Genomic DNA, 18,663 nt, shown 5'->3' with positions numbered 1-18,663 from the left:
ATTTTTTAGAATACCATTAATACCATGAAGCGGATACCGTTTTTGTTGATACCCGGATTATCACGATAAGTGAAACGATGTACATACTCAACGTGCAGCAACTTGAAAATGTTGTAGATACCTACACTTGCTTCGACATACGGCACTTTCGGGTCCATCACGAAACTGGTGAACTTACCGTCGCGTGTCGGGAAACGGAACAAATCGGGATTGTTGCTCTTGAACGGATTATTCTTGTCCGTCAATGTTCCCCACAAAGCACGTACACGGAACATTTCCCTCCATTTCAGGTTCTTGATAAGAGGAATACGGTTGAAGAGTTTTCCATTCATGTCGTAGGATAATGACATGGAAGCATAACGGTCGTTCAGGAATTCCATGTTATTAATCAAGTTGAACGTTTCGCGCTGGGTGATGTAGGACAAGTTGGCTTCCGGCAGGATTAACAACGGGAAAGGAACTGTGTTCCATTCTGCACCTGCTTTCACGCTGCAATCAATCTTTCCCCAGGAAGCCGGGAGCCAGAAACGTTTCCACACACTTGCTTCCGTGCGGTTAAAGTTATAATCCCCGCCCAATACTCCTTTGAAACCCATGGCATGAGTGAGCGTAAAGATAGGAGCGTCCAGCGACACAGGCACGCGGCGTTGCTTGGAGTTGACAAATGATTCGCCCGGCGCATAGCGCAGCGTCAGACTTGCTTCGGAAGTCGTGACATCGTGCACACGGGTTTGTGCGGCATCATTGCGCAGGTATTCCAGTTTGCCGGTAGGCTCGTCGTTACGGTGTCGCAACATGGCTTTCACTCCGAATCCGGTCAGCGTTTCGAGTTCATAATTAATGGTGGCGTCGCGCATATACGACATTTGGTCTACTGTCGTTGTCTTGACTGACAAGAAGATATTATCTTTATCCGTAAACAGGAATTTGTCCATCGGAGACATTACATCATAACTGTACGTTGCCGAAAGATAATGTTTCGGGAACTCCCAAACCACATAATCGCGTTTGTTGAACGAATAAGTCACCGTTCCGCTATATTTCCAGCGTTCGTCTTTCAGACCGTACGCTCCGTATCCGCTCAAGAACCAGTGCTTGTCGAAATGAGCCGTAGTCATACCGCTCAACCGGAAACGGGTACCATCAATGTAATTGCTCGAAATCATGGTGTTGATAGGGCCGATGTCCACTTTGCTCGGATGCTCTTTGCTTCCTGTCTCTACAAAGTTCTCAATCAGTGCTTTCGCTCCGAAGATGATGTATTTGAATCCCGGAATCTGTTCGAGACGGTTGACGAATACGTCCATCGAACTTTCTTTCTTTGTCAATGGTACTTGACGGACACTCGCCCAGTACTCATCGCTTTTCGAGAGCATATCCGCTTCTTTTATCACGCTGCCTTTCAACCGGAACAGTCGTTGTTCAATAGGATCGAATTTATAATTACTATATTTCGTGGTTCGTTCCACCTGCAATCCACCTGCTGTTTTGTTGGAATTCCAGGAAAGGTCTACGGTCATGTCATCATCCGCCAATACCCAGTTGCCGTTGGGCAGTTGCTCATACTGTTGCGTGATGTCCATGCGGTTGACAAAGTTGACTCCGGTCTTTTTAGGCAGGTTCATTGTACATTTCTGAACGGCGTATGTAGAATCATTCAATACATACAGATGGCCGGTGAATCCGAAGTCCTGCGAGTTTTGCGGAACAAAAGTAAGGTGGACACATTCGCGTTTGTTTACCATCAATGTATCCATCAGATAATATTTATAAAATGAGATGGCATTGTTACCGATCGGACTGACGAAACGCTGCTGAAGCAACCGGATATCATCATCGTAGATATTGATGTCGGCAAATACGTCTTTCAATACGGTACCGAGCATATCTCCCGTAGAGAAAAATTCTTCTATACCATTAGAGTTCTTTCCTTTGATAATCGTTTTCTTGTTTTCGGGATTTTTGCGGTAGATGGTTTGCGAGGACGTTTCCTGTACGGAAATAGGGAGAATCAACTTATTGGTTGTTTCCGACACTTCCACTTGGTCTCTTAAGAATGAATATTTTTTGTAGATACCTTTTTCAAGTTTTTCCGGTGTGAGGTCGTTGATAGACATTTTCATCTTCTCGTACTTGTCGTACTGATAGTACTCGTTCACTTCGAGGACTTGTGCCTTTTTGTGTTCGATTACCTTCTTCATGAATTCCACTGCCGGATTGTTTTTGCGGGAATATTTCTCCTTTTGAGGTTTCACGACAACCTCGTTCAGGAGCACATTATCCGGAGCTAACTTAACGTTCACTGTCTGATTGTTGGAACCAACCCGAACCGTTTTACTGATATAACCTACAGCGGAGAACACCAGTGTTCCTCCGTTTCTGCGGGTTTCAAGACTGTATTCTCCGTCAATATTGGTGATGGTACCCATATCTCTCTTTTCCTGGTAGTAAACAGAGATATACATCAATGGCTCGTGGGTAATCGAATCAGTGACTACCCCTTTAATTTGCTGCGCAAAAGCATTGGAAGCTACCAATACGAGTAAGAACAGTATAAGTATTTTGTTATATCGTTGTATCATAACGTTTGTAGTAGGGCTGCAAAGTTAACAAATAACTCTAAGGATAACAGAATATATAACTTTTTTTACCCATCGTTTTTTGTTGTTTACAAGCATATATCGTCCGATAATTCAAGGAACATCCCGCTGTTAATCCTTATTGATAAGGGCGTTTCGGCATTTCGTTCTCCCGGTTCCGGTATTTGAAACCTTTGCTCCCGTTGTAGGACACTTTTTGTTTCGACCCTTGAAACTTTTTGTTTCCCGGCATGAAACTGTTGGTTTCTCGGTGTGAAACACTTTGTTTCTCGGTGTGAAACTATTAGTTTCAAGGCGTGAAACTAACAGTCCCATGCCGGGAAACGGAATGGAACATGCCGGGTAAATGTTATTTGCTCGTAAGTATCTGTACAATACGCTCTGCGGTACGTCCGTCCCAACGTTCGGGAAGTTCGCCACGTTTCCATTCACCGTGCATCAGTGTATCCATGGTTTTGGCAAGCAGGGCAGGATCTTCTCCGACAAGTTCGTTGGTTCCCATGCGCCACGTTTCCGGATGTTCGGCATACGTGTTGAGTGTGATACAAGGAATACCCAGGAAGGTCGCTTCTTCGGCTACGTTTCCCGAATCTGTTATGATTCCTTTCGCCTTGTTTATCAGATAACCGAAGAACAGGTAGTTTTGCGGCGGCATGATATGGAGATTCGGAGCTTCGATGTCCAACTCTTTAATGGCATTACGTACGTAGGTATGTAGCGGTGCAACGATAGGCATACCGGCGGACTTGTCGATGATTGTTTTCATCAACTGACGCAGATTCTCCTTATTGCCGAGTAATACACGACGGTTGAGAGTAAATAGGAGATAATTTCCTTCTTGCAGTCCCAAGACGGAGAACCATATCGGTTTGAGCAAGCGGTTCCGGTTATAGCGGATGGCATCAATCAGAATGTTACCTACATAGTATACGTTTTCGCTTTCCGTTCCCGTCTGGTTCAGGTTGCGGTTGGCAACCATGCCGGCTGTGAACAGATAGTCGGATAGTCCGTCTGTAATCATACGGTTGACTTCTTTCGGCATTTTCATATCGAAAGAACGGGTTCCGGCTACGAGATGTGCTACCTTGATACCTTGTTTCTTGGCAACGATGGCACAACTCATGGTTGCGGTCAAGTCGTCTACCACAAGGACTACGTGTGCCGGATTCTCCGTCAGTTCTTGTTCAAAGGCTACCATGATTCCGGCTGTCAAACTCGTTGGATTACTGCTTTCCACTCCCAGATATACATCAGGAGCTTTCATGTCGAGATCCGAAAAGAGAGAAGCATCCAGACTCGTATCGTCTTTCCTCCCGGTATAAACCAGTCGGTAAGAGATACTTTTACCCAGCGCCCGTGCGGCTTCAATAGCGCGTGTAATGGGAGCTATCTTCATAAAATTGGGGCGTGCCCCCGCAACAATTGTTATTTTCATATTGTTTCTACCTAATTCGGTTTAATTCGTGAAGCAAAAGTACATTTTCTTACGGAATTTATTCGTTACTTTGCATACAAAATAACAAATATATGCCCACATTCGTTCAAATTCTTGATTTTATAGGCACATTTGCCTTTGCTATTAGTGGTATCCGACTAGCTTCGGCGAAACGTTTCGACTGGTTCGGCGCTTATGTGGTAGGACTTGCTACGGCTATCGGCGGCGGTACCATCCGTGATGTACTGCTCGACGTGACACCGGGATGGATGACTGACCCTATCTATCTGATTTGTACAGGACTGGCTTTGTTATGGGTCATCTGTTTCGGACGCTGGCTCATCCGGCTCAATAATACTTTCTTCATTTTTGATACCATCGGTCTGGCACTGTTTACCGTGGTAGGTGTAGGCAAGAGCATTGCTCTGGGGTATCCTTTTTGGGTGGCGATTATCATGGGTAGCATTACGGGAGCAGCCGGTGGGGTGATTCGTGACGTATTTATCAATGAAATACCTCTTATCTTCCGAAAGGAGATTTACGCAATGGCTTGCGTCGTAGGCGGTATTGCATATTGGATTTGCGATCTCGCAGGTATGGAGTCCTACGCTTGTCAGTTGATTGGCGGATCAGCCGTATTTCTGACTCGCATCTTAGCTGTAAAATATCACATTTGCCTGCCTATATTAAAAGGTGGGGAAGAGCCGGAAGAATAAAAAAGATACTGCCCGAGTGAATGTATTCATCTTGTTTCTATCGGATAGCTAATAAGTATATTATCTTAATAGTTTATATTATAAAATTAGGCACGGATTACACGGTCGCTGTATGGTAATCATCATTCTAACAACCGTGTAATCCGTGCAATCCACGCCTAATAATACAAAATTATTTAGCCCGTTTCTCTTACTTGTTTTTGTTTCTTACTTCTCTTCCTTTATATACAGCTCCCCCTGAAAACTAATGGACTGACGGTTTTGCATATTGACATCAATGCTTGCCGAACCATTGGGGAATACTTTGACTCTGTATTCATACCTGTCTTCGGGATTGCGTGCGATAAACTCGATGACGGCATTTCCTTTCTTATCCATTTCCATACTGTATTCTTTGAGCACAGCTTTAAAATTTAGCCCGTCGCCTCCGCCATAGGGGATGCTGTAAGCCCGTCCATAATAAGGCAGATAAGAAATGACCGAATCGTTTCTGATTTCCAGTGAGTAGGAAGATGTCAAAGGGATGGAGCGTCCGCGCATTGGCATGGCGGTGTTGACATCTATCTTGTAGTTTTCAGATTCAACCAGCTTCTTTACGGCTTCTTTCTTCTGTTCTTTCTTTTCCTTTTTACTTTGAGCCGAAAGGGTAGGGATGCCCACTAGCAAAGCTAGTAACAGCATAAAGATTTGTTTCTTCGTTCTCATATCAGTTGTATTTAGGTTGATGTATATATGTATAACAACCAAATATAAGAAAAAGACAGGGATAGTTCTGTTTCCTTTAATGAAAATTAAACAGAAATCCCTGTTATTTATAAGTTTAGACCAATTAAGGGCATAATCAACTTTTGAATAAAAACGCTTGGGAAGAAAATTAGAACAGGCTTTTAGAACTGTTCCAGTATTTCAATTCGTTTTTCAATGGGAGGATGAGTGGCAAACAATCCGTTGATTCCGCTGAATATGCTTTTCGATTTCTTTTTAGGATTCTGTATAAATAATTGCGCCACGTCTTTCCTCTCTACTGCCTCGATAGCAGGATCTGCTGATATTTTGCGGAGAGCGCTGGCCAGTGCCAACGGATTCTTTGTCATTTCTGCCGATCCCGCGTCTGCCATGTATTCGCGTTTGCGTGAAATGGCAAAACGCATCAGGCTTGAGAAAAGATAACCGATGGCGGCTATCACTAAAGCGAGTAGAATGAAAAGAAAAATGCCGCCACTACCTTTGCTGTTGCTGCGTACACGTATGTGTGTGATGGTATATAGGGTGATTTCTGTCAGCATGGAAAAGATACCGACAAAGACGATGGATATTATCAGCAAGCGCACGTCACGGTTGCGGATATGACTTAGCTCATGCGCAATCACTGCTTCCAGTTCTTCATCATTCAGTTTTTTGATGATACCTTCCGAGAGGGTAACAGTGTATGTACGTTCATTGATGCCGCTTGCAAATGCATTCAGAGAACTGTCATAGATGATATTGATTTTCGGCATCTTCATGCCTTGCGACATACATAGGTTTTCTACCAGGTTGTAAACGCGCTTATTCTCTATACGATCCAGCGGTTTGGAACCGGTGGCAGAATTGATAATGCTTGTGTTGGCCCAGTAGGCAATCAGAAACCAGATGATTACGAACCCCATGGTGTATGGCAACGAAGAGAGAAAGAAATGATTGACCATTGGCATTATTTCTATTTCCATACTCTTTCCGTATCCAAAAAGAACCAACAGGTAGCAGGATAAATAGAGGAGTGCTGCCACGAGACAGGGAAACAGGAACAGTAGAAACGCAGAGCGCAGATTATTCCGGCTCTGCTGTGTTTGGATTCCGACGTATTGCATGCGTGTTCAACTTTTGTAATTGAGTGGACGGTGTGAATAAAGAGTTTAGAAACTTATTTTAGGTGCCTGATCCAGATTCGCACGTTCATTCTTCCCCAGGTCGAACATGATTTCTCTTTGGAATCCGGTCATTCCTGCTACTATATTCGATGGGAATGTCTGTACGGCGTTATTATATTCTTTAGTTGCCGAGTTGAAGTAACGGCGGACAGCAGCCAGTTTATTCTCTACATCAGCAATTTCTTCCTGTAATTGCAGGAAATTTTGATTAGCTTTCAAATCGGGATAAGCCTCGAGAGTGATTTTCAATCCTGCAAGAGCAGAGCTTAACTGGTTTTCGGCAGCTATCTTATCATCAATCGTTTTTGCGCCCACTGCACCGTTACGTGCCTGAATCACCCGGTCGAGCGTTTCCTTTTCATGTGCGGCATATCCTTTCACGGTGTCTACCAGTTGGGGAATGAGATCATGGCGTTGTTTCAACTGTACATCGATGTCGGCGAACGCATTTTCACGATTGTTTCTCAATTTCACTAATGAGTTGTACATGGAAGCAAAGAAGATGCCCAGCAATACAATAATCCCTACAATAATAAGTATGGTCATAGCTTTTTGTTTTATTTAATAATATAAAATCAAAAGTAATCTATTTGGTTCTTTTAACCAAGTAGTAGGGGGTAAATTTCGCTAATACCACCTAAAAACTGTCAGAAAGCACCCAAAATCTGTCAATTGATAGAATTTCACCCTAAAAAATAACGGATCCTACCCTGCTTGATAAGCAAAATACCTTTAAACTTGCAAACATCGAGAAAAACGAAATATTAACCATAAAACCATTAAAGTATGAAAAGTTTAAGTTTCAGAAAAGATTTAATTGGAGTACAGGAAGAGTTGCTTCGTTTTGCTTATAAATTGACGGCCAACCGTGAAGAAGCAAATGACTTATTGCAGGAAACATCTTTAAAAGCATTAGATAATGAAGAAAAATATGTTCCGGACACAAATTTCAAAGGATGGATGTACACTATTATGCGTAACATCTTTATAAATAACTACCGTAAAGTAGTACGCGATCAAACTTTTGTTGACACAACCGATAATTATTATCACTTAAATCTGCCACAAGATTCAGGATTTGAAAGTACGGAAGGTGCTTACGACCTGAAAGAAATGCACCGCATCGTCAACGGACTCCCCCGGGAGTATAAGATTCCTTTCTCTATGCACGTATCTGGTTTTAAATACCGCGAAATCGCAGAGAAACTAGGATTACCATTAGGCACAGTGAAGAGCCGCATATTCTTCACACGTCAACGTTTACAACAGGAATTGAAAGATTTTGTATAAATGAGGATAACGCATACAAACAAGCTTATTAGCAGAAGGAGCAAAAAGATAGATTCTCATTGCTCCTTCCTTTTTTATAACCTATTTTATTTACGATTAGATGATTTACGATGTACGATTGAAGTTTGAATTGTGAATGAGGGAATACTCATGCAAAGATAAGTACTTATGATTCCAATAGTTATTTCAATCGTACATTGTAAATCGTCTAATCGTAAATTAAACTAGGTTATAAATTCTTTCTTGTTATTTGCTTTTCTTTTTTTTGCTTTTTTTCTTTTCAACGGCCTTCTCTTCCGGTGGGAATTTAGGAACTAGATTCATTAGCCGTAATATCTGACTTTGTCGTTTTAGTATGTATGACGAAGGTTTCGCCGAGTTAAATCGTATTGGGTTGGGGAGGGTGGCGGCGATGAGTGCACATTGTCCCCGGGTCAGCTTGTCGGCTGTTGTTCCGAACTTATTTTTTGCGGTTGCTTGTGCGCCGTAGATGCCATTTCCCATTTCTATAGAGTTGAGATAGACTTCCATGATTCGCTCTTTCGACCAGAAGAGTTCGATGAGAAACGTAAAGTAGACTTCGAGCCCTTTGCGTACCCACGACGATTGCGGCCATAAGAATACATTCTTGGCTGTCTGCTGACTGATGGTGCTTGCTCCCCGTTTCCGTTTGCGTGTTTCGTTTTCTTTCATCGCTTTCTTGATTTCTACGAGGTCGAACCCGTTGTGTTCGGCAAAACGGTTGTCTTCGGAGGCTATGACCGCCATCGGCAGGTTGGGAGATATCTTATCAAAAGAAACCCACGTGTGCTTCCACGTGGGTTTATCTCCTGAAAAAACTTGCTGAACGCTTCGGATAACCATCAACGGAGTTACATAAACCGGCATGAAACGATAAATAATCACGGCCAGTAGTGTTGATGCAAAGAAGAAAATCAGCAGGTTGCGCGTATAGCGCAGTAATTTTTTAATGAGTAGCTGCTTGTGCATCTCTAATCATTTGTTCACTTGCGTACATGTATACTTCTACACGACGGTTTTGTTCGCGACCGGCAGCAGTGTCATTGCTTGCAACGGGATCGCTTTCACCCATTCCTTGTACACTCTTGATTTGATTGGTGGAAACACCGCAACTCAACAAGTAACTGGACACGCTTTGCGCACGTTCTTGTGATAAGTTCAGGTTCTTTTGCTGGCTTTGTGCAGCAGTACTGTTCTTCCAGCCCTGGTTGTCGGTATATCCGTAGATAGACACGTCCATATCCCGGTTCTGGTTGAGCACATTGTTGGCAAACTTGCTTAAAGCAGATTTAGCAGCAGCACTTAGATTTGCATTACCGGTAGTGAAAAGAATACCCGAGTCGAATGTTACTTTCACGGCTTGCAATCCGTTGTTGTCTGTTATCTGTTCTACTTGTGCGCCTTCAATTTGTTTTGCTTCTGCTGCTGCTTTGTCCATCTTTTTACCGATAAGAGCACCTGTACCTGCACCTACTGCCGTACCAATAGCAGCACCGATAGCAGCACCTTTACCTTTACCGATAACACCTCCCAGGATCGCACCTAGTGCAGCGCCCGAACCACCACCGATAGCAGCACCTTTACCAGTGTTGTTCATACTTCCACAGCTACCAAATATCATGGCAATACTCATGAAGAGAACCATAAATTTCATCTTGTTCATAATGTTGATGTTTTTTAATTGGTTTATAAAAAATGTTTTTATACGAATCACTTCGCATTATTAATAACAATGCAAAGATACATATTATTTGGCAAGCGTGTACTTTTTAAGTTAAAATAACTCGGAAGAGCCCCTTTGTTTGTTAATAAAGGGAAATGATAATTATCCTTTTATCGTTGAAGGAATACTCAAACACTTCTTTTTAATAATAATGAACCAACTCAAAAGAATTAACCCTTTGGCAACCGTGGTGATGCAGACTGCCCACCAGATTCCTTCCACTCCCATACCCATCCGTACAAACAGGATGGCAAGCGGAATACGCATATAGTTGCAACTGATGCTGATAATGGCAGGAGGGATGGTGCGTCCGATGCCGTAGAATACTCCCTGCATGGTGATTTCGAGCATCATAAAAAGCTGCGAATATCCGTCGATACGGAGGAATACACCTCCGGCTTCGTAGGCCGCCTGTTCGGGGACGAATATGGCAAAAACTTCATTCCCGAAGAACACGAATAGCAATGTACAGAATGTTCCGAAGATTCCCGTCATCCATAGAGTCGTATACCAGGCTCTAAGTACCCGTTCCACTCGTCCGGCGGCGTAGTTTTGGGCGATGAAGGCACTTAGTGCGGTGGAGAATCCCTGTGAGGTATTCCAGGTGATTGCTTCAATTTGCCCTCCGGTGGTGAAAGTCATTAGTCCGATGTGTCCTCCCTGTTCCGAGGCGGTGCGGCAAAGGAACATATTGACGAAAGCAAATAACGTATTCAAAGTAGCTACGGGTAATCCCAGTTTAAAGATTCTCCGTGTATATTTTTTCTTTAGCCGCGTGAAGAAAGGGAAGCCGCCAAGCAGGGCATCCCGGCAACGCAACTGATAAACGAAAATCAGGAAAACACTTGCTTCTGCAATCCAGGTAGCGTATGCCGCACCGTTGGTTCCCAGCCCGAAACCGAATATAAAGAGCGGGTCCAGGATGATGTTCAGTATCAATCCTGTGCCGCTGATAAAGAACGGGACTTTACTGCGCCCTGCCGCATTATAAATTCCGGTGAAAGCAGCGGAAAGGAAAATAAAAGGCAATCCGGTAGAAATAATCCGCAGATATTGGATGGCATTGGCCGTAATATGATCCTCGAGTTCATAGATGCGTATGATAGGTTCTGCAAATATAAAAAGGAGTGTGCCCCAACAGATGGAAATAATCAAAGCAATCGTGATGTTATGAGACGCGAAACTGCGGGCATCTTCCTGGCTTTGCGCACCGATGGATTGTCCGACACTCACTTCAGATCCCGCCTTATTTAATAAGGAGATAGAACCGGACATCCAGGTCAGGATTCCGACAGAACCGATGGCGGCTACGGCTTCACTTCCCAGTCGTCCTACCCACGCCATATCTGTGAGGCTATATGCCATTTGGATAAACGACGTTGCCATGATCGGCATTGCCAGATTAAACAGTTGACGGTTGATAGGGCCTTGTGTCAGATTCTTTATTCCTTGCATATAATTTTTCTAATCAAAATGGGGTGCAAAGATATGCAAAATTACTATCTTCGCGCATCTAATTATTCATTAATCAAAGTACATAGATACTATGAAACAGAAATTTTCTACTATTTTTATCTTGCTGCTTCTCTTTTTAGCAGGTTCACGAGTGGTAGCGCAAAATGCTCCGAAACCTTTTGATATTGAACAACCTTCACTTCGCGTATTCCTTCCTGCGCCGGAACTGGCAACGGGGCGTGCTGTGGTTGCGTGTCCGGGAGGTGGATATTCACATTTGGCATTCGAACACGAAGGCTGTGATTGGGCGCCCTATTTCAATAAACAAGGTATTGCATTGATTGTGCTAAAATACCGGATGCCGAACGGTGATCGTACATTACCCATTTCGGATGCTGAAGCAGCAATGAAATTGGTGCGTGACAGTGCTGATGTCTGGAATTTGAACCCGAATGACATTGGTATCATGGGCTCTTCTGCCGGTGGACATCTGGCTTCTACCATTGCCACTCATGCTAAGCCCGAACTTCGTCCGAATTTTCAGATTCTTTTTTATCCTGTGATTACGATGGATAAATCTTATACCCATAGGGGCTCTCACGACAACCTTTTGGGAAAAGATGCTTCTGCTGAATTGGAACTTGAATATTCTAATGAAAAGCAAGTGACGAAAGATACACCGCGTGCTTTTATCGTATATAGTGATGATGATAAAGTCGTTCCGCCTGCTAACGGAGTTAATTATTATTTGGCGCTGAACAAGAACAATGTTCCTTCAGTGCTTCATATTTACCCTTCCGGCGGACATGGATGGGGAATTCGCGAGGGTTTCCTCTATAAGAATGAAATGCTGGACGAACTGACGTCTTGGCTCCGTAGTTTCAAAGTACCTCATAAAGATGCTATCCGTGTAGCTTGCATTGGAAATAGTATTACGTATGGAGCACGTATCAAGAATCGTGATCGTGACAGTTATCCGGCCGTGTTGAGCCGTATGTTGGGAGAGGCTTATTGGGTAAAGAATTTCGGAGTCAGTGCCCGCACTCTGCTGAACAAGGGCGATCATCCTTATATGAATGAAAAAGCTTATCAGGATGCGCTGGCTTTCAATCCTAATATCGTTGTTATCAAGTTGGGTACGAATGACAGTAAATCATTCAACTGGAAATATAAGGTCGACTTCACGAAAGATCTGCAAACAATGGTCGATGCTTTCAAAGCGTTGCCAGCTCAACCGAAGATTTATCTTTGTTATCCTTCTAAAGCCTATCAGACCGGTGATAATATCAACGATGATATCATCTCTAAACAAATCATTCCGATGATAAAGAAGGTTGCCAAGAAAAATAACTTGTCTGTCATCGATCTTCACGCAGCAATGGACGGAATGCCCCAATTGTTTCCGGATAAGATCCATCCGAATGAAGAAGGGGCTAAAGTGATGGCAAAAGCTGTTTATCAGTCCTTGAAAAAGTAAAATAAGGAACTTGACGATTGTAAAATTTCCGGTTGAAATAATCTCTTTTAGAGAAAGTTTTAACCGGAAATTTTTTAGTTTAATCACAAATAATCTTCTTATAATATGCTAAAAAAAGTGTCTTTCTGAAAGTTAGATTTGTTACCAATCTGTATTTTTGCGCCCGAAAAATAATAAAATGATAAATAGCGTTATGAATAGACTACAAGATTTTACCTTTTTCTCGCAGTTGATGGCTAACGCTAATATGGGATGGTGGAAAGCCAATTTATCAACTGCGAATTATGAATGTTCTGACTTTATAGTAGAGTTATTAGGTCTGGATCAGACCGGAGTTATCAGTTTTGACGATTTCAATAAACGTATTCAGAAAGAGGAGCAACATTCTGCAACTTTTCATTCCTTTGGTGTGTATCAATGGCCGGAGGTGGTGTATTTGCTTGATACGGTGAAAGGATCTGTTTGGGTACGTAGCAAGGTATGCTTTCAAGAAACGGATGAAGACGGAAACGAAGTCATCTATGGTATATCCGAAGTGCAAGATGGTCCTGATATGGCATCTGCTTACCAAGCTTTGCAATACAGTGAGCGTCTCTTATCTAACATTTTCAAGTATTTGCCTATTGGTATCGAATTATACGATATGGATGGGGTATTGGTGGATCTGAACGATAAGGAATTAGAAATGTTTCATATAGAGAAGAAAGAAGATGTATTGGGTATCAATATTTTTGATAATCCTATTTTTCCGAAAGAAATGAAAGAACGGCTGAAGAAAAATGAAGATGCCGACTTTACTTTCCGTTATGACTTCTCGAAGGTTGGTTCGTATTATCAGAATACCCAGAAACAGGGCACAATTGATTTAGTGACTAAAGTGACTACATTATATGATAGCGAACACCAACCAATAAACTATCTATTGATTAATGCGGATAAGACAGAAACAACGGTAGCCTATAATAAGATTCAGGAGTTTGAGGAGTTCTTTGAACTGGTCGGTGATTATGCCAAGGTCGGTTATGCCCACTTCAATATTTTGAGTGGACACGGCTATGCCCAAAAAAGTTGGTACAGAAATGTGGGTGAAGCGTATGAAACTCCGTTGTCCGACATCTTTGGCACATACCGGCATTTCCACCCCGATGACCGTGCCTTGTTGATTCGTTTTCTGGACGACGCACGAAATGGACTTACCACCCAACTTAGCAAAGAGATGCGTGTCTTTAGGGAGGATGGCACATACACATGGACGCATGTCAATCTGTTAGTGAAGAAATATGCCCCGCAAGACCGGATTATCGAAATTATCAGCATCAATTATGATATCACAGAACTGAAAAGGACAGAAGAAATGCTTGTCAAGGCACGTGATAAAGCTGAAGCGTCCGATCGGTTAAAGTCTGCTTTCCTGGCTAATATGAGTCACGAAATCCGTACTCCTTTAAATGCTATTGTCGGCTTTTCAAGCCTGTTGACTAGTACGGAAAATGCAGCGGAAAAGGAACTATATAATTCTCTGATTGGACATAACAACAAACTATTATTAAATCTGATTAATGATGTAATTGATCTTTCTAAAATAGAATCCGGTTATCTGGAATTGCGTCCGGACTGGGTTAATCTTACCGAGCTTCTTGACGAGAGTGTAGCGGAGTATGCTCATCAAGTACCATCCGGCGTTGAACTTCTGACTAACTATCCGGCACATGATTCTCTGGTAGAACTGGATAGACTGCGTATCAAACAGATCTTGAGTAATTTCCTTTCGAATGCCTTAAAGAACACTACCACCGGACACGTGGAAATCTTCTATGAGGTAGATCACCAATCTGTCAGAATCGGTGTTAAAGATACCGGTCGGGGCATCCCGCAGAATATGCTTGAAAAGATATTCGAAAGGTTTGAGAAATTGGATTCCTTTGCTCAAGGGGCCGGTTTGGGCTTACCTATCTGCAAATTGATCGTCGAGAAGATGAACGGGCGGATATTAGTCGATTCCCAACTGGGGATAGGTACTACTTTTATAATCGAATTACCGTGTCGCTCTATGCTTGTAGAATAAGTATATGTGAAGAATATTAAAATAAAAATCCCTTGATAACGACTGATTATCAAGGGATTAATTTTATGTTTCGTGATCCGCCTGGGGCTCGAACCCAGGACCCCAACATTAAAAGTGTTGTGCTCTACCTGCTGAGCTAGCGAATCAATCCTTCAGTGCTTTCTTTCGAATGCGGGTGCAAAGGTAGAACATTTTTTTATAACTCCAAAAGAATTCAAACATTTTTCTTATCTTTGTGCCATTATCAACAATATATAATCATACATTATGGCTGCTGACGATAAAAAAATTATCTTCTCAATGGTAGGAGTGAGCAAAGCATTCACTCCTAATAAGAATGTGCTGAAAGACATTTACCTGTCGTTTTTCTATGGAGCGAAAATCGGTATTATCGGTTTGAACGGTTCTGGTAAATCAACGTTATTGAAGATCATCGCCGGTTTGGAGAAATCCTTTCAGGGAGAAGTGGTGTTTTCTCCGGGATATTCCGTGGGGTATTTGGCACAGGAACCTTATTTAGACAACACAAAGACAGTAAAAGAAGTAGTGATGGAAGGTGTGCAACCCATTGTTGACGCACTGACAGAATACGAAGAGATCAATCAGAAATTTGGTTTACCGGAGTATTATGAGGATCAGGATAAGATGGATGCTCTTTTTGCTCGCCAGGGTGAATTGCAAGATATCATTGATGCAACTGATGCATGGAATCTGGATAGCAAGTTGGAGCGTGCGATGGATGCTCTCCGTTGTCCGCCTGAAGATCAGCCGGTAGAAAATCTCTCCGGAGGTGAACGTCGCCGGGTAGCTCTTTGCCGTTTGTTGCTGCAGAAACCGGATGTGCTTTTGCTGGACGAACCTACCAACCACTTGGATGCAGAGTCTATCGATTGGTTGGAACAACATCTACAACAATATGAAGGTACGGTTATTGCTGTGACGCACGACCGTTACTTCCTCGATCACGTTGCCGGATGGATTCTTGAACTGGATCGTGGTGAAGGTATCCCCTGGAAAGGTAACTACTCTTCCTGGCTGGAACAGAAGACCAAACGTATGGAAATGGAAGAAAAGACCGCCAGCAAACGTCGTAAAACACTGGAACGTGAGTTGGAATGGGTACGCATGGCTCCGAAAGCCCGTCAGGCGAAAGGTAAGGCACGTCTTAACTCTTATGACAAATTGCTGAATGAGGACGTGAAGGAGAAAGAAGAGAAACTTGAAATCTTTATTCCGAATGGTCCCCGTCTGGGTAATAAGGTCATTGAAGCCAAACATGTGGCTAAAGCATACGGTGATAAATTGTTGTTTGACGATTTGAACTTTATGCTTCCTCCTAATGGTATTGTCGGTGTGATTGGTCCTAATGGTGCGGGAAAGACGACATTGTTCCGCCTGATTATGGGATTGGAAACAGTGGATAAAGGAGAATTTGAAGTAGGAGAGACTGTAAAGGTGGCGTATGTAGACCAGCAACACAGAGATATTGATCCGAATAAGAGCGTATATCAGGTAATTTCCGGTGGTAATGAGTTGATCCGCATGGGTGGACGTGACGTGAATGCGCGTGCATACCTTTCCCGTTTCAATTTCTCCGGAGGCGATCAGGAAAAACTCTGCGGTGTATTGTCCGGTGGTGAAAGAAACCGTTTACACTTGGCGATGGCTTTGAAAGAAGAAGGTAATGTACTGTTGCTCGATGAGCCTACCAATGATATCGACGTAAACACTCTGCGTGCTTTGGAAGAAGGTTTGGAAGATTTCGCCGGCTGTGCAGTAGTTATCTCGCACGACCGTTGGTTCCTCGACCGTATCTGTACACATATCCTTGCTTTTGAAGGAGACTCCAATGTATTCTACTTCGAAGGTTCATATTCAGAATATGAAGAAAACAAAATGAAACGTTTGGGAAATGAAGAACCAAAACGCGTTCGTTATAGAAAGTTAATGACTGACTAGTATAAAGTAATAGATTGAAGCATTTATAATGCTTTCTGTTTCAAAATAAAAGGCTCTGCAAATATTGTAGAGCCTTTATCGTTTTATAACAAGGGAAAACGTTTATCTCTCTTAAAAAATTGTAGTATAATCGTAATGTAGTTCTAAATATTATTAATTATATTTGTGCACAGTTTTTAAAAGCAAACAATTTATATTAACTAATCAACTACATTTATGTTAAAGAGAATGCGATCTTTTTTAGTAGCGGCGATGCTCATGGTCATTGCTACCGTTAGTGCGCAGGTTACCACTTCTAGTATGAGTGGTAAGGTTACAGCACAAGATGAACCTATCATTGGAGCGACTGTGGTTGCAATCCACGAGCCGTCAGGTACACGTTATGGTACAGTGACTAATATCAGTGGTCAATTTAATTTGCAAGGTATGCGTACCGGTGGTCCTTACAAAGTTGAAGTTTCTTATGTTGGTTATCAGACTGCTATTTATAAAGGTGTAAATTTATCGTTAGGAGAAGTATACACTTTAAATGTAGTTTTAAAGGAAAGTTCTGAATTATTGGATGAAGTTATAGTAACAGCACAGAAAACAGTAGAGAAGATGGGGACTGTAACGAATGTGAGTGAGCGTCAGTTAACGACATTGCCTACTATTAATCGTAGTATTACTGACTTTACTAAACTTTCTCCTTATGCGGGTGGCAGTAATTCTTTTGCCGGACGTGATGGACGTTATAATACAATAACTGTGGATGGTGCAGCTTTGAACAATAATTTTGGTTTGAGTACTAATAATTTGCCGGGTGGAGATGCGCAGCCTATTTCACTTGATGCAATTGATGAAATTAGCGTTAATGTTTCTCCTTATAGTGTTACGTATTCCAATTTTACGGGAGCTTCTATTAATGCTGTAACCAAGAGTGGTACAAACGAATTAAAGGGAACAGTTTATACATATCAGAAACCAAAGAATTTTATAGGAAAATCTATTAACGATGTTGACGTTCCTAATGTGGAAAGTTATAAATCCAGTTTGTATGGCTTTACATTAGGAGCTCCGATAATAAAAAATAAACTATTCTTTTTTGTAAATGGAGAATTAGAAAATAGTACTAGCCCTGGTATTTTGTGGACTCCTAGTCAAGAAGAAGGTGGAAGTGGGGATAATCAAAATCATATTTCTAGAACTTGGATAAAGGATTTGAAGACAATAAGTGATTTTGTAAAGGATAAATATGGATATGATCCGGGAAGTTATGATAAATTTGATGATTTCGAGAGTAAAAATTGGAAGCTTATGGCTCGTTTGGATTGGAATATTAATAAAAGTCATAAACTGTCATTACGTTTTAACACAGTGAAATCAGAAAATGATGCTAGTATTAGTTCAACCTCTTCGGTAATCACTAAAGCTAATTCAAACCGTTATGGGGTTGATGCATTTGCATTTGGAAATTCCAACTATGGTTTTAGAAATATTGTAACGTCTCTTTCCGGTGAGTTGAATAGCAATTTTTCTTCTTCAGTACAAAACAAATTATTAGTGACTTATACCCATATCCGAGATTCTCGTACAACTAAGGGAGATGCGTTTCCAATGGTTGATATTTACAAGGACGGTAAGCAGTATATGACATTGGGTACAGAATTGTTTACTCCTTTTAATGATGTCGAGAATAATGTATTTAGTGTTACTGACAATGTAACTATTAATAAAGGAAACCATTTGATAACTGCCGGTGCAACATTTGAAAGACAGTATTTCATGAATTCATATTTACGTGCTCCTTATGGATATTATCGTTATGCTTCAATGGACGATTTTATGACGGGAGAAAAACCGATGCTGTATGGCATTACTTATGGATATAATGGAAAAGACGCTCCGGGAGCTGAACTGACATTTGGTATGTTGGGAGCTTATGCACAAGATGAATATTCTATTACACCTAATTTAAAATTGACATATGGATTACGCTTTGATTTACCGTTATATTTTGATGATAGATCGGA

At 41.9% G+C, this 18,663-nt stretch carries 14 protein-coding genes and 1 tRNA gene; 6 read left to right on the top strand and 9 right to left on the bottom strand.

Going from position 1 to position 18,663, the window contains the following annotated elements; translation table 11 throughout:
• Positions 1–5 precede the first annotated feature (5 nt).
• Both KFO40_RS12925 and wecB read right to left on the bottom strand, forming a co-directional pair.
• Complete coding sequence (locus KFO40_RS12925; RefSeq protein WP_120144551.1) at positions 6–2,582, bottom strand: DUF5686 and carboxypeptidase-like regulatory domain-containing protein; 2,577 nt, start codon at positions 2,580–2,582, stop codon at positions 6–8.
• Positions 2,583–2,949: 367 nt separating this feature from the next.
• Complete coding sequence (gene wecB / locus KFO40_RS12920; RefSeq protein WP_004311581.1) at positions 2,950–4,035, bottom strand: non-hydrolyzing UDP-N-acetylglucosamine 2-epimerase; 1,086 nt, start codon at positions 4,033–4,035, stop codon at positions 2,950–2,952.
• A 92-nt stretch (positions 4,036–4,127) separates the two neighbouring features.
• On the opposite strand from wecB, the gene KFO40_RS12915 reads away from it, so the two are divergent.
• The gene (locus tag KFO40_RS12915; RefSeq protein WP_004311582.1) at positions 4,128–4,751 is read left to right on the top strand and encodes a trimeric intracellular cation channel family protein; all 624 of its coding nucleotides are present in this window, start codon (positions 4,128–4,130) and stop codon (positions 4,749–4,751) included.
• A gap of 207 nt (positions 4,752–4,958) precedes the next feature.
• Here the strand turns inward: KFO40_RS12915 and KFO40_RS12910 are convergent, their stop codons facing one another.
• The 3 genes from KFO40_RS12910 to KFO40_RS12900 form a co-directional block, all read right to left on the bottom strand.
• Positions 4,959–5,456, bottom strand: coding sequence for a DUF4251 domain-containing protein (locus KFO40_RS12910; RefSeq protein ID WP_120144553.1), 498 nt, complete (start codon positions 5,454–5,456; stop codon positions 4,959–4,961).
• Positions 5,457–5,638: 182 nt separating this feature from the next.
• The gene (locus tag KFO40_RS12905) at positions 5,639–6,601 is read right to left on the bottom strand and encodes a M48 family metallopeptidase (protein WP_211146438.1); all 963 of its coding nucleotides are present in this window, start codon (positions 6,599–6,601) and stop codon (positions 5,639–5,641) included.
• A gap of 45 nt (positions 6,602–6,646) precedes the next feature.
• A complete protein-coding gene (locus tag KFO40_RS12900) occupies positions 6,647–7,207 on the bottom strand; it encodes a LemA family protein (RefSeq protein ID WP_004311585.1) in 561 nt (186 codons plus the stop codon).
• Between the two features lie 240 nt (positions 7,208–7,447).
• Here KFO40_RS12900 and KFO40_RS12895 point away from each other — a divergent pair, with 240 nt between their 5' ends.
• Complete coding sequence (locus KFO40_RS12895) at positions 7,448–7,951, top strand: RNA polymerase sigma factor (protein ID WP_008022098.1); 504 nt, start codon at positions 7,448–7,450, stop codon at positions 7,949–7,951.
• Between the two features lie 246 nt (positions 7,952–8,197).
• On the opposite strand, the gene mtgA is transcribed toward KFO40_RS12895, so the two are convergent.
• The 3 genes from mtgA to KFO40_RS12880 all read right to left on the bottom strand — a co-directional run bounded on the left by mtgA (position 8,198) and on the right by KFO40_RS12880 (position 11,150).
• Positions 8,198–8,941, bottom strand: a complete 744-nt coding sequence (gene mtgA / locus KFO40_RS12890; protein WP_004311587.1) for a monofunctional biosynthetic peptidoglycan transglycosylase — start codon at positions 8,939–8,941, stop codon at positions 8,198–8,200.
• Positions 8,919–9,635 carry an OmpA family protein gene (locus tag KFO40_RS12885; RefSeq protein ID WP_008017353.1) on the bottom strand — a complete coding sequence of 239 codons (717 nt, stop codon included), beginning with the start codon at positions 9,633–9,635 and terminating at the stop codon, positions 8,919–8,921. Before KFO40_RS12885 ends, mtgA begins: the two co-directional genes overlap by 23 nt.
• A 162-nt stretch (positions 9,636–9,797) precedes the next feature.
• Positions 9,798–11,150 (bottom strand): MATE family efflux transporter, encoded by a 1,353-nt coding sequence (locus tag KFO40_RS12880; RefSeq protein WP_211146437.1) that lies wholly within the window; start codon positions 11,148–11,150, stop codon positions 9,798–9,800.
• Between the two features lie 91 nt (positions 11,151–11,241).
• On the opposite strand from KFO40_RS12880, the gene KFO40_RS12875 reads away from it, so the two are divergent.
• Together KFO40_RS12875 and KFO40_RS12870 are read left to right on the top strand one after the other, a co-directional pair.
• A complete protein-coding gene (locus KFO40_RS12875) occupies positions 11,242–12,627 on the top strand; it encodes a GDSL-type esterase/lipase family protein (RefSeq protein ID WP_211146436.1) in 1,386 nt (461 codons plus the stop codon).
• A gap of 193 nt (positions 12,628–12,820) precedes the next feature.
• Positions 12,821–14,692, top strand: coding sequence for a PAS domain-containing sensor histidine kinase (locus KFO40_RS12870; protein WP_211146435.1), 1,872 nt, complete (start codon positions 12,821–12,823; stop codon positions 14,690–14,692).
• A 73-nt stretch (positions 14,693–14,765) separates the two neighbouring features.
• Here the strand turns inward: KFO40_RS12870 and KFO40_RS12865 are convergent.
• A tRNA-Lys gene (locus tag KFO40_RS12865) sits at positions 14,766–14,838 on the bottom strand.
• Positions 14,839–14,959: 121 nt separating this feature from the next.
• On the opposite strand from KFO40_RS12865, the gene ettA reads away from it, so the two are divergent.
• Positions 14,960–16,651 (top strand): energy-dependent translational throttle protein EttA, encoded by a 1,692-nt coding sequence (gene ettA, locus KFO40_RS12860; protein ID WP_004311592.1) that lies wholly within the window; start codon positions 14,960–14,962, stop codon positions 16,649–16,651.
• 216 nt (positions 16,652–16,867) lie between these two features.
• On the top strand, positions 16,868–18,663 hold a 1,796-nt coding region (locus tag KFO40_RS12855), incomplete at its 3' end, for a TonB-dependent receptor domain-containing protein (RefSeq protein ID WP_211146434.1).

This window comes from Bacteroides sp. 1001302B_160321_D4, assembly GCF_015667765.1.
Lineage (GTDB): Bacteria > Bacteroidota > Bacteroidia > Bacteroidales > Bacteroidaceae > Bacteroides > Bacteroides xylanisolvens.
The sequence above is the reverse complement of the archived record's forward strand: the minus strand, read 5'-3'. Positions and strand labels throughout refer to the sequence as shown.